Below are 23,215 nucleotides of genomic sequence, written 5' to 3'. Positions count from 1 at the left end.
CTGTGCTAGAAAGTTAAGCGCTAGCATATTCAGTGCTAGCAGGCTGAATTTGCACCACATGCTGCACAAAGATACCCGGCGTAATAACGTGCTCAGGATCAAGCGCGCCAAGCTCAACCGTTTCGGAGACTTGGGCGATAGTAATATCAGCCGCCATTGCCATGATTGGGCCGAAGTTACGTGCAGACTTGCGGTATACCAAGTTGCCCCAACGATCGCCTCTAGAAGCTTTAATTAAAGCAAAATCAGCCTTGATCGGATATTCAAGGACATAGTTTTTACCATCGATTTCTCGAGTCTCTTTACCTTCTGCGAGTAAAGTACCAAAGCCTGTGGGCGTATATACCGCACCGAGTCCCATACCTGCTGCTTGAATACGGCACGCCAAATTCCCTTGTGGTACTAGCTCCAGCTCAATTTTGCCAGCATGATAAAGCTCATCAAATACCCAAGAATCCGATTGACGTGGGAAAGAACAAATGATTTTACGCACAGCGCCCGTTTTTAAGAGCTTGGCAAGGCCGTGATCGCCATTACCGGCATTATTATTAATGATGACCAAATCCTTTACGCCTAAATTAATAAGTCCATCAATGAGTTCAGCCGGTTGACCCGCTGTGCCAAAGCCGCCAATCATGATGGTGGCGCCATCTTTGATTTGACTCAGTACGTCAGTGATATTTTTATCTGCTTTGTTAATCATGTTTATATCCTATAAAAAGTCATATGAGGTAGTGTCTTTAAAATTAATAAGTGGTACATGGGTTGGACTCATTGCTCTGACACTACTTAATTTTTTTCGTAAGAGACTTGCTCTTAATTGGCTTCATTATTAGAGGTCGTTAATGAGATAGATGATGTTGGTAGTAAGCGTTTTTTGGTCAGAATATAGTGAGCAATCATGCCGATAAGAATGCCCCAAAACACAGAGCTTAATCCCAAAAAGCTCATACCCGATGCTGTCGCCAAAAAGGTAATTAACGCTGCATCTCTTTGCTCATCATTTTTCATAGCAATGGTGATATTGGCAGAAATGGCACCGATTAATGCAAGACCGGCCAGTGCCGCGACAAGCTCTTTTGGAAGCAAGCTAAATACCATCACGATACTGCCAGCAAATAAACCGCCAAATAAATAGAAGATGCCATTAGCAACACCTGCGATATAGCGCTTTTCCTTAAGTTCATGCGCATCTTTACCAGTGCAAAGCGCGGCTGTGATCGCGGCAAGTACGATAGTAATACCGCCGACACATGCAACTGCTAAAGAGGCGAGGCTTGTAACACTCACAATAGGCTTGGCTGGCGTGTCATAGCCACTTAGATTTAAAATAGCCATGCCGGGTAAGAATTGACCAGTTAAGCTCACAAGGATGAGTGGTATAGCGAGGTTAAACGTTGAGTTCCACGACCATTCAGGTGCAATAAAAGTAGGTATGGTAACGGCTAAATCGAAATGGACAGGGTTCATTTTGCCAAGTAAGACGCTTAAGATAACACCGCATATCAACACCCAGATCATCGTATAGCGCGGCGAAAAGCGTTTGGCTAATAAATAGCAACCGAGCATGCTAAAGACGATAAATGGCATGCTATCAGTGGCTTTAAATAATTCTAAGCCGAATTGAAATAGAATCCCTGCCATCATGCCAGCGGCAATACCGTTAGGAATCCATTTTAATATTTTGTCGAAGTAACCTATCGCTCCAACAATAAATATGACAATCGCTGAGATGATATAACCGGCAACAGCTTCATTAATACTCATCTGTGGAAATAGGGTCACCAGTAAAGCGGTACCAGGGGCGGACCATGCTGTAATAACCGGTGTTTTATATTTAATAGATAAATAAATACCAGGAATGGCAGCACCGATGGAGACACCCCAAATCCAAGACGCCATCATGGCATCTGAAACTTGTGCGGCTTGTGCGGCCTGAAAAAAAATAATCAAAGGACCCGCATAAGAAATAAGAACCGCTAAGAACCCTGCAACCGATGCGGAGAGCGACCAGTCGTTTTTCAAGGTTTGGATTACAGAGGCCATATTGCTTCCTTGCAAGTCAGCACTAGTCAGATAGTAGTAAGTTAAACGCTTTATTGCCTAACTTAAAAGCTTAGTTGATGTAGTTAGCCTTCGTCACCACCACCCACAGGAATGGTACTCCCAGTGATATATGACGATTCATCTGACGCTAAAAATGCAATGGCATTGACTTGCTCATCTATCGTGCCGTAGCGTTTCATAAAGGTGCGATCAATGGTCTGGTCAACCACGGCATCCATCCAACGTTTTTCATCAGCAGTTAAAGGATTGGCGTTACGAGGAATTTTTCTAGTTGGAGCTTCAGTACCGCCAGTTGCTACAGCATTCACACGGATACCATCGTTTGCATACTCAAAAGCGAGCGATGCGGTCATGGCGTTCACGCCGCCTTTCGCTGTCGAATAGGGTATGCGGTTGATACCGCGAGTAGCGATAGAGGACACATTAACAATAATGCCTGACTGCTGTTTGACCATGGTTGGTAATACCGCATGACAACACCATAATGTTGGAAATAATGAGCGACTGATTTCCTTTTGGATTTCTGCTTCAGAGAAGCTGGTAAAAGGTTTCATCCATATTGCGCCGCCGACATTGTTGACTAATATATCGATACGCCCATAGCTATCAAGTGCCTTATCAATAGCCTCTTTAGCACCTTGACGGGTTTCAAGGTCAGCTTGAATGGTAACGGCTTGTCCACCATTAGCAATGATTTCAGCCAGCACCTCTTCTACTAATGGAGAAAAGTCTGCCATGACGATTTTTCCGCCCTCACTTGCTAAGCGTAATGCGACTCCGCGCCCGATGCCTTGGGCGGCACCAGTAACGATACATACTTTATTATCAAATCTTTTACTCATGACAGTCTCCTAAAAATCTTGCTCATGCTTTGCTAGTAGAGTAATACGGCTAAGCTATGTTATTGTTCACTGGGCGTGAATTTTTCATAGTAAAAATTGCACGGTTTTAGATTACTGCTGTCTAACCAATTACTCACCGCATCCACCATCCCTAACGGACCACACAAGTACACATCGACGTCACCATCGTTCAGCCACTCATTATCAACATGACCGGTAACATAACCTTTACGCTCATGACTACTATCTTCTGTGGCGACACAGGTGCGGTAGTCAAACCAAGGGTGGTTTTGTTTTACTTCTTCTAGTTTCTCGACTTCTACCAGATCAAAATCGTTGGTGACGCCGTAGACCATCCTGACAGGATGATGAGCGCCCGATACTTCTAAGCTTTTTAGCATGGATAGGAAAGGTGCGATACCTGTACCGCCTGCCAAAAACAAAGTAGGACGAACGACTGGTCGCAAATAAAAGCTGCCGAATGGACCTTCAAAGTCAATCTCTTGACCAATGTGGGCAATGTCTGACAAGAATGTGCTCATCTTACCGTTAGGGATATTACGTACGACAAACTCTGCCTCTTTAGTGCTAGGCATAGAACTAAACGAGTAGGAGCGTGTCTCGTTAGAATCAGGAATGCTGATATTGACATACTGTCCTGGCAAAAATACTAGCGCATCTGGATTATCGACTTCGACGCCAAAGTGAATGGTAGACTCAGACAGTACATTCAGCTGCTGTAGTTTGCCTTTGAATACAGACTTGCCAACTTTGCAAGCTTCAGAGGAGGTTGGTACTTTGATCACGCAGTCGCTTTCAGGAATCATCTGACAGGTGAGTACATAACCTTCTTCAGCTTCAGCTTCTGTGAGTGCATCTTCGATATACATATCAGGGTGCATGTCATAGCTGCCAGATTCACAATGGCAACGGCAAGTACCGCAAGCACCATCTAGGCAGTCCACAGGGATATTAAATTTTTGACGATACGCTGCTTCGGCAACTGTTTCGTCGGCTTCACATTTGATGAAGCCCGTGACGCCGTCTTCGAACTGTAGAGCAATATTATATTCCATGAGAAATATCCCTTTTCAACACGTATTAATTAAAAGCTAGTGATTAAGTAATGAGTGAATAATGATTAGACGTGATAGACATCCATGATTTGATGCACATAGTCGTCTTTTAAGACCACATACTTATCTAGAATCTTTGGACTGTCTTGCGTCATGTCTATTTTGTACTGAGAGTAGCCCCAATAAGTATTGGTTTCGTGATAGCGAAAGGACTTGTTGATCCAGTTAAAGCGCACTGTCACGATACCGTCATTGTCTTCTAGCAGTTCAATATTCGATAAATTGTGCGTGGTACGCGTATCAGGAATGGTCGCTGATGAGCGCTCAGTCTCAATACGGAAGATGCGATCTTCAAGACCACGGCGGTCCGGATAATAAATCAGCGAAATTTCTCGTTGTGGGTCGCTGATGAGCTGACCATCGTCATCCCAACTTGGCATCCAAAAGGGGCAGTCTTCATCATAATAGGTGAGCCATTCTTCCCATTTTTTTTCATCAAGGAGTCGTGCTTCACGGTATAAAAACTGTCGAATGTCTTCAATATGAACGGTTGCATTTTTCATTATTAATATCCTTATATTTTGTCAGTTCCATAATAACTGGCAGGTCAACGGTATAAATATATCGATAGCTATTAGCATCCGCCATGTAGCTGCTGCTCTTGTGCTAAAGCTTTTTTCATCTCTTCATGCCAGTAGTGATGCTGAACGGTATAGAGACCTTCATCTTCAGTTTTCATGCCACTCATTAAAGGTTTGAGGTCGATAGCCGCTGCCCCTTCATCTGCCCCTTGTATCCAGTGTTCAGAACCTCGGCACATATCATTCCATTCCATTTTGATGCCGTTATAGCCTTCTTGGCATGAGCGGAACTCTTCTAGATCATCAGGTGTGGCCATGCCAGTGACGTTGAAAAAGTCTTCGTACTGACGGATACGGCGCGCACGTGCCTCATCGCTTTCGCCTTTGGGTGCAATACACCAAATACTGACTTCGGTTTTATCAACCGCAATAGGGCGCAGCATACGAATCTGCGAGCCGAACTGATCCATGATGTAGACGTTTGGATATAAGCATAAATTACGTGAGCGTCCGATCATCCAGTCTGCCATGGCTTCACCGTAATTTGCGATATATTCGTCGCGATAGGCATAGTTTGGACGATCTTGTGGATTTTCCCACTGGGTCCAGAGCATCATATGACCGTTTTCAAAAGAGTAAAAACCACCGCCTTGACGACCCCATTTACCCGCGTTCATGGCTTTGATATTGTCTTCTTTAGCCGCTTCTTCTTTACGACGTGCGGTAGTGGCAGCGTAGTTCCAATGGACGGCTGAAACGTGATAGCCATCAGCGCCGTTTTCGGCTTGTAGTTTCCAGTTGCCATCAAAAGTATAAGTAGAAGTGCCACGTAGAATTTCTAAGCCTTCTGGGGATTGGTTGACAATCATGTCAAGGATTTTGGTTGAGCCACCAAGCCAGTCTTCGATTGGCTGAACATCATCATTTAGGCTGGCAAATATAAAGCCTTTATAATTGGCCAGTTTTACTTGTTTTAGGTCGTGTGAACCTTCTTTATTGAAACATTCTGGGTAGCCGGCGTGTCTTGGGTCTTTAACTTTAAGCAGTTTACCTGAGTTATTAAAAGTCCAACCGTGGAATGGACAGGTGTAAGTGGCTTTACTGCCTTTTTTATGGCGGCATAATTGCGCACCGCGGTGGGAGCAAGAGTTAATCATACAATGCAGCTCACCCTCTTTATTGCGAGCTAGAATCACCGGCTGGCGGCCTATGTATGACGTATAATAGTCATTGTTATTAGGCACTTGATTCTCATGCGCCAAATAGACCCAGTTATTCTCAAAGATGTATTTCATTTCAAGCTCAAATAGCTCTTCGTTGGTGAAGGCGCTACGATGCAGACGATAAATCCCTTTTTCGCTGTTTTCTTCTAAAAAATCATCAATACTGATGTCTGATCCTTCAGGTACTAGATTGATACGCTGGCTCATGGCTGCCTTCCTTGTATAATAACGGTGTTAAATGAGATTAGAATTTTACGTTTGATACGGCAACTGAGGGCATATCAAACGTAAGTCGCTAGTAGTGATTAATTAGTGCTATTTAATATGAGTGCTCGTTAACCTTGTGCACGGCGACGTGCTACCTCACTACCATGTACATCAGCTTTACTATTTTTTAACAGATGGAAGTCGAAATCGATTGAAGCATAAGGCTTATCAAGACCTTTTTCTTTAAGCTTATCAGCGTTGTCAACCATGGTGACTTCCGGTACTAAGCCTTCACGACTGGCAAAAGCAAAGTCATCCCAAAGGTATTCATCACCATCAATATTGATCTGCGTGGTTATTTTGCGCATACCTTCAGCACTAACGAAGAAGTGAATGTGAGCAGGGCGATTACCATGACGTCCTAAAGCACTTAATACTTGATCCGTCATACCACCTGGTGGTACTGAGTAACCCAGTGGCACAATACTACGAAAAGCATACTTGCCGTCACCATCAGTAATGATAGTACGACGTAGATTAAAGTCAGGTTGCGATTCATCGAAGAAAGAGTAGTTACCTAAAGTGTTGGCATGCCATGCCTCTACTTTAGCATTAGGGATAGGATTGCCATCTTCGTCATAAACATATCCTTGCATAAATAGCACTGTGCCTTCTTCATCTTCAGTACCATCATCAAGCCTCGCAAAGCCTTTTTCTTCAGGAGCACCTGATACATATAGTGGCCCTTCAATGGTACGTATTGTGCCACCTTCTAATCCAGCCGCTTTCATATGTTCTTCAATCATTAAATCCATGAAATGATCAAAACCTAAACCTGGTGATAAGAGGCCGGCTTCTTTGCCTAAATCGCCAATGTAAGACACACCAGTCCAGTATTCATCAGCAGTGATATTTAGATCATTAATCGTTTTCATCAAATCGGTCACAATGCGCAGGGTGATTTCTTGCACACGTGGATTAACTTGCTCTGGGTAATCGATTTTACCTTTGATGAACTGCGTGGCTAAAGCTTCAATTTGGCTGCGTTCCATGTCTCTCTCCTTGTTGAGGACTGTTTAAAAATTTAGGATTTTGAATCGAGTAACCTTACTCAGTGTTTTAAATTTAAAGATTGGTTTTGGTTTATTGTCTTATAGAGCTGTTTTAACTATCATCACTGCGTACGGATGATGGATGGCGCAATAGTGGCGTTACTTGAACTTTCATATATGGATAAAGCGGGAGTGACATCATGATGTCGTGCAGCTCTTCATTACTCTCAACATCAAAAATACTGAAGTTAGAGTACTCGCCAGCCAAACGCCAAATATGACGCCATTTGCCTTGCTCTTGCAGTTTTTGAGATAGCGCCTTTTCGGTAGCTTTAAGCTCATTGACCTTGTCGGCATCCATATCTGTTGGTATTAAGACATCCATTCTGACGTGATATAACATAATCATTTCCTTATATTTTTGATGACTGAATATTTCTTATGACTAATAACGAGTCATTTGGCTTAACCTTAAAGCGATTCAGTTTGAACCTCATTAACAAATGAGGATTTAGGTGATGCTGTGAGTGCTTGTTTGGCGTAGTGATAAACCTTATCGCTATCTACTTCGATACCAAGACCTGCACCAGTCGGGACATTTAAGCCAAAATCTCGATAATCAAGAGGCTGTGCTAAAACGTCGTCAGTTAATAACAAAGGACCAAAGAGTTCAGTGTCGAAGTTGAGACTTGGATATGTCGAGAACACATGGGCGGATGCTGCCGTACCGATAGGTCCTTCAAGCATCGTCCCGCCATAAAGCTCGATACCTGCTAGATGTGCCATTTGTCCGATGAGACAAGCCGCTTTTAGTCCACCTGCTTGATTGATTTTTACGGCGAAGACATCAGCACAGTGCTCGGCTGCTAAAAGAAAAGCGTTTTGTGGGTCTTGGACAATTTCATCTGCCATAATCGCCACATCAAAGCGATTAGTTAAACGTTTTAGAGCGGCTTTATTACGCATTGAAACAGGCTGTTCGATTAAATCAACACCGCCATTTTGCAACAGACTAATACCTTTCATAGCTTCAAGCTCTGTCCATGCTTGATTAACATCAACGGTGATGCGGCAATCAGGTAAAGCTTGTTTAATAGCTAACACATGGGCGACATCATCAAGGATAGGGTTGCTACCTATTTTTAATTTAAAAATCCGATGCTTTCTCTGTTCAATCATCTGATGAGCTTCAGCGATATCGGTATCAGTATTTCCGCTAGCAAGCGTCCAAGCCACCTCAATACGATCACGTACGCGTCCACCGATTAGCTCGCTAACAGGTATGTTTAGGCGTTTGCCTTCAATGTCGAGTAGGGCAGTTTCAATGGCACATTTTGCAAAACGGTTGCCACTAATGTGCAGGCTGAGCAGTTGCATGGCTTTTGCCGTGCTCGATGGCTGCTCTTTTAATAGGAGGGGGGTAAAGTAGGTATCGATATTAGTCTTAATACTGTGAGGACTTTCTTCAGCATAACTTAAGCCGCCAATCGTCGTTGCTTCGCCCCAACCTTCGTAGCCATCTTCGGTTTGGATATGTACCAGAACCAATACTTGTTCATTCATTACGGTACAAGCCAGTTTATGCGCTCGAATAGTAGGTATTGGTACTAGTAAAGTATTAATTGAACGAATCATATCTGTCCTTAGTATAAAATTTTGGCTTCCTTATGCTTAATAAGAACTATAGGTGTTAAATATCGACATGTCTAAGACCTATTTAGTCTTGTTTTAATACTTTTTAGGTATTTTGTCGGAAGGTAGGTGGTATGTTATGTTCTTTAGGTATGGATATTTTGTATATGAAGTAGGTGATAGATAAAAGGGAAGAAATTAGAACGACTTAGGATAGAAACAATAGGAAGTCAATCAAGGAAGAATAATGGAACTCAGGCATTTACGCTATTTCATAGCCGTGGCAGAAGAAAAAAGCTTCAATAAAGCAGCTGCTCGTTTATACATCTCGCAGCCACCACTTAGCCGGCAGATAAAACAGTTGGAAGAAGAGATTGGCGTTACGCTTATCGATAGGGAGAATCGTCCCTTGAAACTCACTGAGGCTGGCGAATTTTTTTATGATCATGCTATTCAAATTTTAAAAAAATCAGACGATCTGCGTACTATGACTATTCGTAAGGGAAATTTTGATAATTCGCTCTCAATAGGCTTTGTATCATCTATATTGTATGGCATATTGCCGAGAGTAATATCCCGTTTCAGAGAAGTTCATCCGAATATCGAAGTTAAATTGTATGAGCTAAACTCTTGGCAACAAATGCAAGCATTGACAGAAGGTAAGATAGATGTAGGTTTTGGCAGGTTATTATTTGAAGATGCTTCTATTAGGCGAATGGTGCTTAGAGAGGAAGATTTAGTAGTTGCTGTTCCTATCGAACACCCATTATCAAAAGAAAAACGCGACAGTTTAAGCTTGATCGATTTAACAAATGAAAACCTCTTACTTTATCCAACAGCACCGAGGCCCAGTTTCATTGATTACGTATTAGAACTATTTGAAAATCGTAATTTGAAGGCGAATTATTTCATGGAAGTACGTGAATTGCATATTGCCCTAGGGTTAGTAGCAGCAGGAGAAGGGTTGACTATCGTACCAAAGACACTTGAGCATTTACGTCATCAAGAGATAACCTATATCCCATTTGAAGAGGGGATATTAACTTCGCCAATCGTGATGAGTGTTAGACATTTTGATAAGTCTGGATTACTGGAAACGTTATTAGATGTTACTTATCAAATTTATGACGAAGAAGGCTTCATATATAAGCGTGAAAAAATTTGATCAAGTATAAGTTTTAAGGGCTTTACTTATTTAAGGCAAAAGCAATAGGCATACTAACATCGTCAATTTTTCTATAAAAATTGCTAATAATGCTAAAGTAGCAATCAAAAGTTCACATTAACTAAGGTTGCTATGTCTAATACAGAGTCCAATACAAAAAAACCAATACTTAAACAGAGTATCTCGCTATCAGAGAAGAGCGAATACATATTTGATGATATAAGCACAGCGAAGTCTGCTTTCTTGACACTACCAGTCGTTATACAGACTGCCTTGGATCAAGCTAAACGAGTCGTTCTAATTGCAAATAATCCTGCTGTAACCACGACGCAGCTTGAGATGCTATTACAGCCCGATGATGTCTTGGTGTTATTTAATCACTTTATTCATGATGATTTCTTTGCCAGCCATCAGTTAGCTAGTTTACTGCCTAAGCTGCTGTTTTTTCGGCAGATTGGTGACAGTAAGCTGCATTTTGGCCTACCGCCTAGAAGCAATCATATATCAGTGGTGGAGCAAATGGCAGAGACCGCCCCGCTAGGGGTATTGACGAGCAACCAGCCTTATCAGTTTCCAACATTGGCTGATGACCCAAGCCCCAATGACGATCCTATCACTGCTCATCGCATCTTAGATATTCCTTCGAACATGCAAAAACTATTATCAAGCCCTACCTATCACAGTGTGCTATCAGAGCATCACAAAGTCGTTGCTGACTATCCATGCTTTACCGATATTCATTCGTCAGCACCTTCATCAGGTTTTCTATTGTATCGGCTGATGCTGGTAGCTCGAGCATACTTACAGCATATTCAAAACACGAAACTACCGTTAGAGATAGTAATGATTGGTTTCAATGACAATGATAAAACTGCTCACTTTTGGCACGGGCATAACTGGGATTTTGAACGTCAGGAAATGAGTCGACCACTTATAGGAGTGACTATTCATCGGTACTAGAATATTGATTAACTAAGTTATGTTTAGCTAAAAGTAGTTAAACATAAGGAGCGTCGGGACAATGAGCGCGCTTTATCTCGTTGTCACTAGGATTTCGTAGTATAGCTATCGGTAACGACTGTTCCTCTGTCCAATCAATTAGCCTCATGTCGGAAAATTGGGACAGCCATCCTGCCATGGGCCAACAGTGCTATTTTTGATAGAAGCGATTGGCATTGACAATGATACTGTCCAGATGATTGAGGGGTGGCCGGTAGACACTATGCTGCTGCTGATAAGCGATATCGGCAGTAAGGTAAAAATCGATATCTAATCGACGTGCTGTAAAAGCAAAATCGGTATCCTCTGCGCCATAACCTGTACATTGGGTGTCAAAACCGCCAATTTCATCAAAAGTCTGTCGATTGAGAGCGAAGCATAGACTCCAGAATGCACCGTAATCATCAGTCTGTTTGATAGCGGTTTGCTCTGTTTCAGTAGGATATGAGTCAGCTTCATCAAAATTATAACGATAAGGGTTATAGACAGACAGCTCGTCTAAAATAGAGACAGGCAGATGGTTGATTTTTAATTGCGTACTTTCTTCTACTGATAATGGTCGAGTTAGATAGCGTGGTTGATCCATCAAAAGCGCATTAGGATATTGCAGAAGCTTCTTATACATTTGCTCAATAAACATAGGCGCTACGATACAATCAACGTCCAAAAAAATCAGCATATCGTGAGTTGCCTGCAACGCTCCAAGATTGCGATTATGTCCGATATCAAACTCTGTAGTTTTAATATCATCACCGTCATTTACAGCTGATTTAACCGTAGTCGGTAATTTCACGATATTTAATGAAAATTCAGCTAACTGATTGGGGTCAGCGTCATCGTTGACGATAGTGACTTCGGCTGGCTTCACACTACTATTTTCTAGACTACTAAGTAGGTTATAGAGATGACGATTACGACCATAGCAAGTCGTAATGACGGTCATCGGTACAGTATCAGAAGTCGTGCTCGCGTTACTCGTTGGCTGAATGGTCATCGCTTGTCTTTACCTCGCTATCGTGTTGCCAGTTATTTTTAATTAGTCAGTCTTTAATTGTTGATTCAGGTGTTAAGTTGAGTCGAGGGAGTAACCAGTTTTCAAACCAAAGCTTAGTAGTAGGATAATCAGTGGTGCTATGCATAAACGCTTGAGCAGCTGTTGGCGTAACTGCATTGGTTTCCTCACCACTATCTTCCTCAAAGTTATTTTTTTCAATGCTATCAACCGAGGTAGTAGGGTGTGGTTTGCTTCGACCATGAATTGTTTGGGCAATAGATTCATGTTGACCATCATCGACGCTCATTAAGGTTTTAAACTGCTGCCAATTTAGCGCTTTGTTTTGAGCGACTAACGCTTCAGCCATGACGGCCTGTTCATTATGTGGCCTGTCATCAGGCACTACTATGAGCGGCGTATCGTAATGATACGCTTGCGCGACAGCATTTAGGCCACAGGCCATCATCAGATAATCGCTATGACAAATAAATGGTGTGACATCATCTACCTCAGCTGAGATATCGACATAACATCGTTTTTCATCGTCTATAGGCCCGAGAGAGACAATTAATGTATCGGGTAGCAGTGAGCGCAACTCCGGTAGTTTTTCGTCAATCGCTTTGTGTCCACCATAGCCTTTGATAACGGTAATAATAGGTATTGTAGCTCCGGACTTGTCTGTTAATTGAGTTTCGATAGCTGGTAGGTTTGTAGATTTAAGATCAGAAGTTTCATTATCCACGCTTAATTTTGCCAAGATATCTATAAAGCTCTCATAAGTGTATGACTCAGATTTTTGAGAGTAGATAAAGTCAAGATAGAGCGTCTTATCACAGACCCACTTAGATGTATGTGCAGATTCTAACGCTTTAGGATAAGGTGCTAGTAAGGCAAGCGCGCCAGCAAAAGCACCTATATGTGGCGCATCATCGCGAATACCAGGAAGCCTAACGTAAAGGTAAGGAATACTTGCCGCACGGCAGAGCATGGCCACCTCAACGCTGACATCGATAATCATCAGATCAATCTTACGTCGAAAGATAGTATCTAGTATTTGGTGACTGCGTTTTTGAATGTCACCATTGCCTACGGGCGAGTAGTGTAGGCTGGCTGGTTGCCAATATTCTCCCGCACGACCTGCTAATATGTCGTCGGGTCGTTCATCTTCTGCATTTAAACGCACGATTTGTTGTTCACCAATAGCGGTAAAACGATAACTATCTATATCTAAACTCGTAAATACCGTTAATTGAGCTCTTGCGTTATTAGGTAGCAATGCAGCCAGTTTGTCTGCCTGTCGGCAATGTCCTGAGCCGTGATGATGAGAATAATATCCGATACGCATCATTACGATCCCTCAGAAAAGCTAACAAGATCATTATCAGTTTCAACTGGCGCTTGAATGGCCTGATTGAAAAACTGCAGGGAGTCTTTTGTTAAATCAGACAGCTCATAGCTGTTGATACTGTTAATACTGTTGATGTAGCTTTCTGAATTGTCTTCTATTAACGCAGTTCTATTTTTTAACGCTGCTCTATACAGTGCCATATAGCCGTCTACCATCGCTGACACTGAACAAAATTTTAAAGCACGGTCACGGCAAGCTTGGCGTGATATATTTTTAATCGTAGCAAAGCCATTGATGAAGGCTGCTTTGTCTTTTTTAGGTACGATGACTCCTGTCTCTGGAGTAATAATTTCGGCACTGGCTCCAGCATCGAAACCAATGACTGGTGTGCCACACGCCAAACTCTCAGCCAAGGTCAATCCGTATGGCTCGTCCCAAGTGCTAGTAAATAGCATGGCAGTTGCTTGGCACAAGTAATTGTTAATCTCGTCCTTGGTGACATGACCTACGTAACTGAATAGTTTGTCATCGCCACTCTTACTGTCTTTAAATAATAAAGGAGCTACTTTTTGATTGAAGTAGTCTTCATTGCTTTTGGGTCCTGCTATGATAAGTTTCTTCCCAGCTTCCATACAGTACCGCATGGCTAAATGAGTGCCTTTCTCAGGGCAGATACGCCCATACCAAAAATATACCTCGTCATCGCTACCATCAATACTGCCAAGCGACTCTGTATTGGCAGTAAAGGATTCAACATCGATGCCGTTATACACCACTTGTGAAGGGACAAACTCAGCGAATAACTGCTGTTGGTGCTTACTAATCGCTGTAAACTGAGTGGTTGTACCAGCGCGCAGTGTTAAAAGCGCCAAACGTAACTGTGGAAAAATAGGCGTATGAAAAGTGGTAAAAAACCTTTCGCCAAATGCTTGGCCTGTCATCATCGGAATATGATGCAGACTGTGGTTATGTACGATATCAATTTCACCACGCTCATCACGTTCGATAATATCTCGTAGGGCTATCTGATAGGTGAGATATTGGTACATCTCTTCACGGCCCATGGCGACCGTTTCATGCTCATTATCATAGACCATCTTATTAAACTCATGACGAGTCAATAACGGTACCAACGTTGCTTTCGTCTCGCTATCTTTATGAGCGTAAAGCAATACCTCATGACCTTGCGCCACTAGCTCATCACAAATCAATTGGGTAATCATTTCTAGACCACCCGCATATGGCTGGGCAATGGGATAAAGTGAATGCGCGATAATGGCAATACGTAGCGGTGAATTCGAAGACCTAATCATGTTTTTAAGACCTTTATAGTTATAAGCATCATGGCTATAAGCGTTTTGGTTAGTAGAATGGTGTATAGGGAACCTAGTATAGAAACGATAAAAGACAATAGAATGACCTTGGTTCAAAATTGGCTTATATAAATCGCAAATTTTTACGAATCGCTATCTTTATAAGCACTAGTTTTATAAGTACTGATTTTTACGAATCGATGGTTTTTTTATCTTTAAACAAAGACGTCGCATAAGATGTCGTGATTGTCGTCTTCTTTTCATGGGCTACTTTTAAAGTCTGCTTAAGAACCTTACTTATACTTGGCATATCTGCTCGAGCATCAGAGAAATTATCCATTGCGACCTTGGCTGCGCTTAGTTTGAGAATACAAACTGCCGCTGCACAGATAAATAGTGCTGGCGAATAGAGCGGTGAAAACGGTGCTACAACTAGGACTGTAATGATATTTAGCACCAACAGCAGTTTTGGTAACGCTGCTATATTCTTAAGGAATAATGAACGACGATTTTGGATATAGTTTTGTTTTGGCGTACAAACAAAAGGTTTCTCTCGTCCCCACAGCACCGGAAGCCATGACAAGGCACCAATTTCCCAAAAGTTTAAGTGCATCAACCATGCTCGTATTTTTCTGCCAAAACGTGGCTGATGGTCGTCATCTATTTGTTTATTGAGAGGCGATTGATCACGGCAATATGCCCATAGACGTCTAAGGATAAAAAACGCATAAACTGCATAAATCAGATATAAAGGTGCAAGCATCGACACGTCAGCGTTACTTACTAAGAGCATATCAACCATCACCAGTAATGAGCAGATATGCAAAAGGATAAAGAACCCTGTAAAGTTTATCCAAGCACTTAATTGAGACAGATGAGCGCGTATATATGCTAGACGTTCACTCATACTTTTAGATTGCGAGACATACTGAACTGGAGAGTTGTACGGAACTGACAGGTAATCCGTGAGCACTTGCATATTGCCGTAAATCCAACGTCGACGTTGACATATTAAGTCATCTAATGTGTTAGGCAGTAAACCCGTGGCAATGACTTCTGGCACAAACTGACTGCGAAAACCTTGTCGATGCATAAGCATGCCCATCTAGCATCTTCAGTGATAGAAGCGCCTGACCAACCTCCTATACTCAAAAGATCCGAGCGTCGAATGACTGCGTAAGTACCCGTTGATAAGGCACGATTGCGATTAAAAGGGCGATACAGATGATGATTAAAATAGTGATTCAACTCGCTATGGGCATCCATCTGTCCTTCATTACGATAAAACTGCGGAAACTGAAGTAGGGTATGCTCAGGATATTGAGCGATAGCCCGCGTAATAGAGGCTCTAGCATGTGGTAATGCTTGGTAATCACTATCGACCACCACAATGTGACTACAGTCTGGACTCATTAACCCAAGTGCCAAGTTCAAAGCGCCCGCTTTGAAACCTTCGACATGATCAATGTGATGAAAATGGATATTCAGCTCAGCGTCTAAGCTTTGGCAAAATGCTGCTAATGGCTCATACAACGATGTCTCTTTATTATTATTATCGATAATCAATATCTCATCGCGCGCTTCCTTTACTGCTAATAACGACTTTATCGTGGCAATAACCAACTCTGGAGGCTCAGCTCGCGCCATCAATTGAAAACTGAGTGCTGCGCTAGTCAAAGCTTCTTGTGTGTTAGCAGTCATGTCTGGTCCTTAAGCATATACAACAAGTGAAATTTATATAAAAAGAATGGGCTTATAGACAATGTAAGTACTTGTATCCTCAGTCATTTAATGAATACCAATGCATACTAATACAAAATTAAGTAATGATTTAGCCGATAATTATTTGTGATAAATTAACTGTGTAAGTTGTACGTAATGTGACATAAAAACTTAGTATTTTAATCGCGTAAAAATAGGGCGTTTTTTGATTGAGAAGGGGGTAGGTAACTGTGTTTTATTTTTGAGTTAGAGTGGGTAGTAAAAGGATAAAACGAGGATAAAAAAGCAGGAAGGTCTGCGTCATTATGTTGAAGCATGATTTTAGTAAGATAGAAAAGCACGACTAAAATCGTAGTTAGCTTTACAGGCTAAAAACGTTAACAAGTTTGAGATTAGATTATTTATATTGACGTTTAACTTAATGCTTAGCTAGCCCTGACTAAATCAAGTCAGTGCTAAATGAGTGACACACCAGTTCCAGACAGCGTCGACAGTTGGTGATGATGAGTTCTTTTTGCGAACGAGATAATAGTCTGGAGCAAACGTTAGCGTTGATTCGCATAATAAATCAACTTTATCTATTCGGTCGCGGTCAAAGTCTGCAATAGATTAGATGGTTACCAGTACGCCAATGATTACCCTGAGATGATCGAATTAGAGTCTCGGCAATAAGATATATCTTTTTATAGGATTTTGAAGCGTTATTGACTAAGTTTTAGCTATGGCATAAAGACGACTATGTAGTGGCTTTCCCTACTCAATACTCAGTGCTTGAGATTTATGCAACTACCTGAATGATAACTCCTGATATGCCTTACAACTGAATAAACAAGTCCAAAAAGCCGTTGTTTTTTGGACTTGTTTTTATGTATCACAGTTATTTTAAAAATATACTAAAAACTATATCCGCTCCTTTGCTCAACGTAAAAACAATAATTAATATGTCTGTTTCGGCAGTGCTCTTGACTGATAGCGGCTGTAATAAAAAATCGCTAAACCAGGTATATACAGCAGCAAGGACAACAGCAAGTTATCCACGCCAGCAGCATAAATTAGCCAGATACCATAGACACTCGCGCCCAGACCGATGGCTTTGATGCTCCAGCGTTCTGATTGTGCAAATGATACTTTGACCAAATACGCCCCGACCAAAAAGTAAGGAATCAAAATCATCGAGGTGGAGATAATCACCAAGGTGTTATAGCCTTTACCGGTCAAAAAGATCATCAGTAAGCACAGCTGCACGGTCAAACTGGTTAGTAGTAATGATGCCGTTGGCGTGCCTTGTGCGTTTTGCTTGGTAAATATACGTGGAAACGCATTGTACTTCGCCGCGGTAAACGGCACTTCAGCCGAGTAGAGAATCCAGCTCAGGTAAGATGCTAATACCGAGATGATAAGACCAATACTGATAACCCATTTACCCACATCGCCCGTCATTTGCGCCATAATGCCAGCCATTGATGGGTTGCTAAGCGCTGCCACATCCACACGGCTCATGACCCCGAGAGAGAGCAGGGTAATGGCAACATATAGTACCAACGCAAACAATACACCGATGTAAGTGGCTCGGCCGATATCAGCGCGCCTCTTCGCACGTTGCGATAAGACAATCGCGCCCTCGATACCCGTAAATACCCATAGGGTGATCAGCATCGTTCCTTTGACCTGCTCCATAAAGGGCACGTCCAAAGTCGTTCCCGCGCGGTCAGCATTAAAGGTCTGCATATCAAAGGCATAATAGGCAAACACAATAAAAGCAATGAGCGGTAAACTTTTTGCCAAGGTCGCCAGCAAGTTGATAAAGGCCGCTTGCTTAACGCCGCGCAGTACCAAATAATGCACCAGCCATAAAATGATAGACTCACCGACTAGCGCCCACAGCGTGTTGCCTTCACCAAAAACAATACTTGTTGGTGTATCAATAAAGCTACCCAGCGCGGCAAACGCCACGACCAAGTAGCCAACCACACCAATCGTCGCACATAGCCAGTAACCCCATGCTGAAAAGAAGCCTGCCAAATCGCCAAACCCTGTTTTGGCATAGGTATAAATGCCGCCATCCAGCTCAGGCTTTAAGCGTGATAAATGCAAAAAGCAGCCTGCGAGGAACAAAATACCCACGCCGGTGATGATCCATGCGGTAATGATGGCGTTCACGCCTGCCACTTCGGCCATGTTTTGCGGTAGGCTAAAAATACCCGCACCGACCATCGAGCTAAACACGATGGCAGTGAGCATGGTTAGCCCAATTTTTTGTCCATTTTGCATCGTGCGATCTCTATTTTGTTGAGGTGCCTGTCGTCAAAGTACCTGTGAAATGCTGGCTCAATGCCTGAATGTGTTTAGGGCCAATACCGCAGCAACCGCCAATCAGTGATGCGCCTTGGATTTGCCATTTTTTTGCCCAGACCAGATAGGCAGGTGGCGTTAGGTCATCACGCACTTCGTCGAGGCCATCGTTCGCTGTAGCGTCTTTTGGTTGTGGTGGAAAGGCGTTGGCATACGCACCAAGTTTGATGTGCGCGGCATCTTTGTCTTGCAACACGCTTTGCGCTACATCAAGCGCTTGGTCGATCACTTCTGGCTGACAGCAGTTAAACAAGATTGCTGCTACATTGATATCTGCCATTTTAGTAACGGCTTCTTCTACCGTCTCACCTGAGCGTAGGCGTGGTACATCGAGATGCTCGCTGTCTTCTAGGGTGAATGAAACCCATAACGGCTTATTGTCAGTATCGAGCGTGTCCAGTAGCTCGCGAACAGCGACAGATTCAGCGATTAGGCTTTGGGTTTCTGCGAGCCAAAAGTCCACATATTCGCTCAAGCCTTTGATAAGTGGTGTGGCGATATCTTCCATATGATCGGCGTCAAACAAGTCGGCACGGTATGAGCCAAATAGCGGCGGGATGGAACCTGCAATTTTAGTGTTGCGGCCTTCCATCTCGACCGCAGCGCGCGCCATCTCGCCTGCTGAGGTAGCCAATGCTTGCGCTTGATTGGCGAAACGCTCTTCGCCAATATGAAAGGGTACGAGCGCATAGCTGTTAGTGGTAATGACCGCTGCGCCGCTTTGGATAAAGGCGCGATGCACGTCACGGACGATCTCAGGTGCTTCGATCATCGCCAGCGCCGACCATTCAGGCTGACGAAATGGTGCGCCGCGTTTAGCAAGTTCGCGCCCTAAACCGCCGTCAATAATTGTGATTGCATCAATTGACATAATAAGTCCCTCTTTATAGTGAATAGGTACATCTACTAAGACTCTATAGTCAATTCTCTATAAAAGAGTGACAGCGTTAACCTCACTTGAAGTATCACAGTTACATCTGCGCTTGATTGCCTTGTCTCTCTTTCAAACTGAATCGGCTATATTTTGAGAAATAGAGTTATTTAAAGGGACGAAATACTAGGCGTAATAAGGAGTAGATGCAACCAAAAGTTTAGTAATAATGTTAATTGATTACTTTTGGCATCTGGTTGCCTTGTTTGAGTATAGATATTGCATGGTTTTTCTGATGAAGTTTATGCAAATTGTGAGTAAATACGAAGTGGCGATGACTTTTAGTCAGACATAAAAAAGCAGACATCATAGATATCTGCTTTTTTTAACTGTTCTTTAACTTGCAATTAGACTTGAGGCTTGATCAAGTATTTCTCACCAGTCGCCTGTTTGCCATAAGCGGCGATTGATTTTAACTGTAGTGCTTCTTCTAGGGTCACTTCATGCGTATAGCTGCTCGCAAAGGTGGTGGTGATTTCTTCTGCCACGCGTTTGCGCATGGACTGAACCGTTTCACTACCAAGTTTGCCCAGCGCATTGAATAATAAGAAACCATTCACACCCCACGCAAAACCAAAGTTACGGTTTAAGGTGATCGGACCACGGTCTAAGGCGCCATAAATATAAGCTTGTTTAAAGGTATTTGAGCCATAGACGCTGTATTCTTCTACGTCACGAGTAATAGCTGCCTCCATACAGTTTAGAATATCGCTGGTGAGCTTACCACCACCGATAGGGTCAAACGAAATCGTAGCGCCTGTTTCAGTAATCGCGGCGGTCAAATCAGCAAGGAACGTCTCGCTGCTTGAGTTCACCACATATTTTGCGCCCATATCGCGCAATAGCTTTTCTTGCGAGTCTTTACGGACGATATTTACCAAAGCAACACCGTCTGCCATACAGATACGGTTTAGCATTTGACCAAGGCTAGAAGCAGCTGCTGCATGTACGATGGCTTTGTGGCCTTCAGCGCGCATGGTTTCAACCATTGCCAGTGAGGTGAGCGGGTTTACAAAAGACGATGCGGCCTCGGTAGCTGTCGTGCCGTCTTGCATTTCTATGCAGCTTCTTACATTGACACAGTGGTATTGACGATATGTACCGCCACCAATCACCGCAACCATTTTGCCCATGAGTGCTTGTGCGGCTTCTGATGAGCCTGCTGCGACGACTGTACCAGCGCCTTCGTTACCGACTGGCGTGTCTTTATTTACCCGCGTTTTGAGTGATGGCATGAATTTCGCAGGCACATCAGCAGTAATGATCGGGCTATCATCAGTGCCTGATTGTACAGCGGTTGACATATCAGCGGCGCTGAACATCACACCAAAATCAGAGGGGTTCAATGGCATGGCTTCCATGCGAACGACAACTTCGTCAGCACCGGGTTGCGGCATCTCGATATCTTTTAAAGACAGGGTTAATTTGTTGTCATCACTGATGGTTGAAACCAGTTGTTTATTTTTATCGGTCATAAGATTTGCTCCTGCAAATAGTTGGATTTTTAGACCAATCCCTTTATGGCATTGGTCGTTCTTTAGGTTATTGAATTTTAGTAATTTTCTTAATGTGGCTCATTTTTAGTGACCACATTGCCACAGGTTATTTAGCGTTTGCGGCTTGGATTAGAGCTTTAACGTGTTGCATAAACTCAGGCATGTTTGCTTGACTGTCTGCCTGAACGCTTTTTGCAATGTCGGTTTCACTCATGGCTTTGTTCCATTCTTTCATACCGTCCACTTCTGCCAGTACATCCCACTCAAGCTGAGTCGCTCCAAAAGCGTTGACAATAGTGTTGACGTGATGCACATAGATGTCAGCCATGGTGAATTGCTCGCCTGCAATCCAAGGCGAAAATTGACATAAGCGATTCATAGCAATAATACCGCGGCCCAATACTTGACGGACTTCCTCTTTGACTGCGTTAGGTGCTTGAGTACCAGAAAATACATATGGAATCAGACGACGACTTGGTAGCTCAAAATACAGCTCTGCTATTTTCATAATCTGACGTACAGTCGCGCGTTCTGCTGCATCGGTAGGATATAGCGGCTTTTCAGGATATGTTTCTTCAAGGAAGTCACAAATCACGTTAGATTCCGACAGATTAAAACCGTCAGGCATGGTGATCGCAGGTACTTTACCCACTGGACTAACGGTTAGTAGATCATCACTACCAGCGTACAAAAGGTCCTCTTGGAATGGGATACCCTTATATAAAAGAGCGTGTTTTACTATGTTGTAATAGTTGCTTGCAGCAAAGCCGTGCAAAGTAATCATAAGTCATTCTTCCATTGTTGACGTAAAAGTTATTTTTAATCGTGTTTTCATTGCAACGTTTAGGGCGTGTTTGATATTCACAAATAGGCACTGCTGATTGCTAAAACTGTTCCAGACAAGGCGTAAAACGACGGTAATGCTCGTGCCTTAACTAGATTTACAACACAGTATGGGGCAGTTTTAGCATCAGCTCCAATATAAACAGAATGAGACAGGACTATTTTTTGCCACTTCATTGTTAAAACATAGACGCTTAGAATGACTAAACTTACTATTTTTAACGTCGAACTGTCTAAAAAATAGTCTCTGTCAGTGCCATGGTCGAATATCAAGCACGCCCTAAGTTAAACACATTATTACTGGTTTCAATGTGGTTATATATAAGGAATAACGTGAATCACTATTGCTTTTAAGACAATAATAAAGCGAAAATGCTCACATATTCATCTAAATGGAGAGGTCAGTTGGATCAATTACGTGCCATCAAGTACTTTAGTAAAGTCGTAGAAACAGGCAGCTTTACTAAGGCGGCAAATGCATTCAAAGTGCCGCCATCCTCACTATCAAGACGAGTATCTGATTTAGAAAAGAGCTTGGGCGCGACACTGTTAAAGCGTTCGACCCGAATCGTTAAATTGACCGAAGTAGGGCAGGTCTATTATGACGATATGCAGCAAGTACTAGATCAGCTCGAGCAAAGCAAAGAAACAGTACGCAGTTATCAAACGACACCAATGGGGCGGTTGCGCATCAGCTCTATGGTGGGTTTTGGTGAAAAAATACTGCTACCATTGTTGGATGAGTTTGGTAAGTTATACCCAGAGATTGTATTGGATGTCAGTCTCAGTGATGAGCTATCAGCATTAGGACGTGACGATGTCGATATTGCGATTCGCGGGGGTTATGCACCAAATGAGCGAGTGCTTGGCATTAGGCTAATGGACAATGGGTTTATACCGGTTGCGTCGCTCAGTTATTTAGAGATGCATGGCGCACCTAGTCATGTGATGGAATTAAAGGAACATAAAGGCCTGTATTTTAAAGCGCCAAACGGGCCAACACCTTGGCTCTGCTATGTGGACGATCAGTGGCATGATGTCTCAGGGCCAGCAGTCGCGATCTCAAACAATGGACCATGGCTAGCCAAAAAAGCTTGTGATGGTGAAGGGATTTTGATGTCCACTCGCTGGGCACTATCCTCATATCTTGAGTCAGGCGCATTGCAAGAGATTAAATTTGAGCATCCATTAGCAATCACGCAGCACGCTGATATGGCCGTATATCTGCTGTATCAAAAGCAGCGCTATCTAGTGCCTAAGGTAAAAGCCGCCGTCGATTTCTTGGTTGAGAGGATAAAAGTAGGAAATGAGCGTTGATGTAAGGGAAGTGTGCTATCTACAACCCCATCTATAACCTCAATACATTCATATT

Annotated in this window: 21 protein-coding genes; 3 read left to right on the top strand and 18 right to left on the bottom strand. The window is 42.9% G+C overall.

The genetic code is table 11. From position 1 onward, the window contains the following. Window positions 1–13: 13 nt before the first annotated feature. From I3254_RS09090 to I3254_RS09050, 9 genes are all read right to left on the bottom strand, one after another. Complete coding sequence (locus I3254_RS09090; RefSeq protein ID WP_238052631.1) at window positions 14–703, bottom strand: 3-oxoacid CoA-transferase subunit A; 690 nt, start codon at window positions 701–703, stop codon at window positions 14–16. Between the two features lie 113 nt (window positions 704–816). Beyond that, window positions 817–2,046, bottom strand: a complete 1,230-nt coding sequence (benE, locus tag I3254_RS09085; RefSeq protein ID WP_238052630.1) for a benzoate/H(+) symporter BenE — start codon at window positions 2,044–2,046, stop codon at window positions 817–819. Between the two features lie 83 nt (window positions 2,047–2,129). Further along, the gene (locus I3254_RS09080; RefSeq protein ID WP_238052629.1) at window positions 2,130–2,909 is read right to left on the bottom strand and encodes a 1,6-dihydroxycyclohexa-2,4-diene-1-carboxylate dehydrogenase; all 780 of its coding nucleotides are present in this window, start codon (window positions 2,907–2,909) and stop codon (window positions 2,130–2,132) included. Window positions 2,910–2,968: 59 nt separating this feature from the next. Continuing rightward, window positions 2,969–3,985: a benzoate 1,2-dioxygenase electron transfer component BenC gene (gene benC / locus I3254_RS09075; RefSeq protein ID WP_179799434.1), complete on the bottom strand. Its 1,017-nt coding sequence runs from the start codon at window positions 3,983–3,985 to the stop codon at window positions 2,969–2,971. Window positions 3,986–4,050: 65 nt separating this feature from the next. Beyond that, window positions 4,051–4,548, bottom strand: a complete 498-nt coding sequence (gene benB, locus I3254_RS09070) for a benzoate 1,2-dioxygenase small subunit (protein ID WP_238052628.1) — start codon at window positions 4,546–4,548, stop codon at window positions 4,051–4,053. 71 nt (window positions 4,549–4,619) lie between these two features. Continuing rightward, entirely contained in the window at window positions 4,620–5,996 is a 1,377-nt protein-coding gene (gene benA, locus I3254_RS09065; RefSeq protein WP_238052627.1) for a benzoate 1,2-dioxygenase large subunit, read from the bottom strand. A gap of 128 nt (window positions 5,997–6,124) precedes the next feature. Then, window positions 6,125–7,048, bottom strand: a complete 924-nt coding sequence (gene catA, locus I3254_RS09060; protein ID WP_238052626.1) for a catechol 1,2-dioxygenase — start codon at window positions 7,046–7,048, stop codon at window positions 6,125–6,127. A gap of 112 nt (window positions 7,049–7,160) precedes the next feature. Further along, entirely contained in the window at window positions 7,161–7,451 is a 291-nt protein-coding gene (gene catC / locus I3254_RS09055) for a muconolactone Delta-isomerase (RefSeq protein ID WP_238052625.1), read from the bottom strand. A gap of 68 nt (window positions 7,452–7,519) precedes the next feature. Further along, window positions 7,520–8,683 (bottom strand): muconate/chloromuconate family cycloisomerase, encoded by a 1,164-nt coding sequence (locus tag I3254_RS09050; RefSeq protein WP_238052624.1) that lies wholly within the window; start codon window positions 8,681–8,683, stop codon window positions 7,520–7,522. A 244-nt stretch (window positions 8,684–8,927) separates the two neighbouring features. Here I3254_RS09050 and I3254_RS09045 point away from each other — a divergent pair, with 244 nt between their 5' ends. Together I3254_RS09045 and I3254_RS09040 are read left to right on the top strand one after the other, a co-directional pair. Further along, entirely contained in the window at window positions 8,928–9,845 is a 918-nt protein-coding gene (locus I3254_RS09045; protein WP_101204516.1) for a LysR family transcriptional regulator, read from the top strand. A 132-nt stretch (window positions 9,846–9,977) separates the two neighbouring features. After that, the gene (locus tag I3254_RS09040) at window positions 9,978–10,805 is read left to right on the top strand and encodes a hypothetical protein (protein WP_238052623.1); all 828 of its coding nucleotides are present in this window, start codon (window positions 9,978–9,980) and stop codon (window positions 10,803–10,805) included. A gap of 190 nt (window positions 10,806–10,995) precedes the next feature. Here I3254_RS09040 and I3254_RS09035 read toward each other — a convergent pair whose 3' ends face one another. The 9 genes from I3254_RS09035 to I3254_RS09000 all read right to left on the bottom strand — a co-directional run bounded on the left by I3254_RS09035 (window position 10,996) and on the right by I3254_RS09000 (window position 21,784). Next, window positions 10,996–11,838 carry a glycosyltransferase family 2 protein gene (locus I3254_RS09035; RefSeq protein ID WP_238052622.1) on the bottom strand — a complete coding sequence of 281 codons (843 nt, stop codon included), beginning with the start codon at window positions 11,836–11,838 and terminating at the stop codon, window positions 10,996–10,998. Window positions 11,839–11,884: 46 nt separating this feature from the next. Beyond that, the gene (locus I3254_RS09030; protein ID WP_238052621.1) at window positions 11,885–13,186 is read right to left on the bottom strand and encodes a hypothetical protein; all 1,302 of its coding nucleotides are present in this window, start codon (window positions 13,184–13,186) and stop codon (window positions 11,885–11,887) included. Then, window positions 13,186–14,499 (bottom strand): glycosyltransferase, encoded by a 1,314-nt coding sequence (locus tag I3254_RS09025; RefSeq protein WP_238052620.1) that lies wholly within the window; start codon window positions 14,497–14,499, stop codon window positions 13,186–13,188. The genes I3254_RS09030 and I3254_RS09025 overlap by 1 nt, the downstream gene beginning before the upstream one ends. A 190-nt stretch (window positions 14,500–14,689) precedes the next feature. Continuing rightward, entirely contained in the window at window positions 14,690–15,592 is a 903-nt protein-coding gene (locus I3254_RS14380) for a glycosyltransferase (RefSeq protein ID WP_346015383.1), read from the bottom strand. Next, on the bottom strand, window positions 15,520–16,200 hold the full coding sequence (locus tag I3254_RS14375; RefSeq protein ID WP_346015382.1) for a glycosyltransferase: 681 nt from the start codon (window positions 16,198–16,200) through the stop codon (window positions 15,520–15,522). Before I3254_RS14375 ends, I3254_RS14380 begins: the two co-directional genes overlap by 73 nt. A 957-nt stretch (window positions 16,201–17,157) precedes the next feature. Continuing rightward, window positions 17,158–18,492: a basic amino acid/polyamine antiporter gene (locus I3254_RS09015; RefSeq protein WP_102090631.1), complete on the bottom strand. Its 1,335-nt coding sequence runs from the start codon at window positions 18,490–18,492 to the stop codon at window positions 17,158–17,160. Between the two features lie 10 nt (window positions 18,493–18,502). Further along, window positions 18,503–19,429, bottom strand: a complete 927-nt coding sequence (locus I3254_RS09010) for a homocysteine S-methyltransferase family protein (RefSeq protein ID WP_238052666.1) — start codon at window positions 19,427–19,429, stop codon at window positions 18,503–18,505. Between the two features lie 422 nt (window positions 19,430–19,851). After that, window positions 19,852–20,979, bottom strand: a complete 1,128-nt coding sequence (locus I3254_RS09005) for a zinc-binding dehydrogenase (RefSeq protein WP_238052619.1) — start codon at window positions 20,977–20,979, stop codon at window positions 19,852–19,854. A 127-nt stretch (window positions 20,980–21,106) separates the two neighbouring features. Further along, window positions 21,107–21,784: a glutathione S-transferase family protein gene (locus I3254_RS09000; RefSeq protein WP_179799421.1), complete on the bottom strand. Its 678-nt coding sequence runs from the start codon at window positions 21,782–21,784 to the stop codon at window positions 21,107–21,109. Between the two features lie 464 nt (window positions 21,785–22,248). Here I3254_RS09000 and I3254_RS08995 point away from each other — a divergent pair, with 464 nt between their 5' ends. Then, the gene (locus I3254_RS08995) at window positions 22,249–23,160 is read left to right on the top strand and encodes a LysR family transcriptional regulator (RefSeq protein ID WP_238052618.1); all 912 of its coding nucleotides are present in this window, start codon (window positions 22,249–22,251) and stop codon (window positions 23,158–23,160) included. Window positions 23,161–23,215 lie beyond the last annotated feature (55 nt).

The sequence above is a fragment of the Psychrobacter sp. Ps2 genome (genome assembly GCF_022129405.1).
Classification (GTDB): domain Bacteria; phylum Pseudomonadota; class Gammaproteobacteria; order Pseudomonadales; family Moraxellaceae; genus Psychrobacter.
This window is presented reverse-complemented; position numbering and strand designations above follow the sequence as displayed.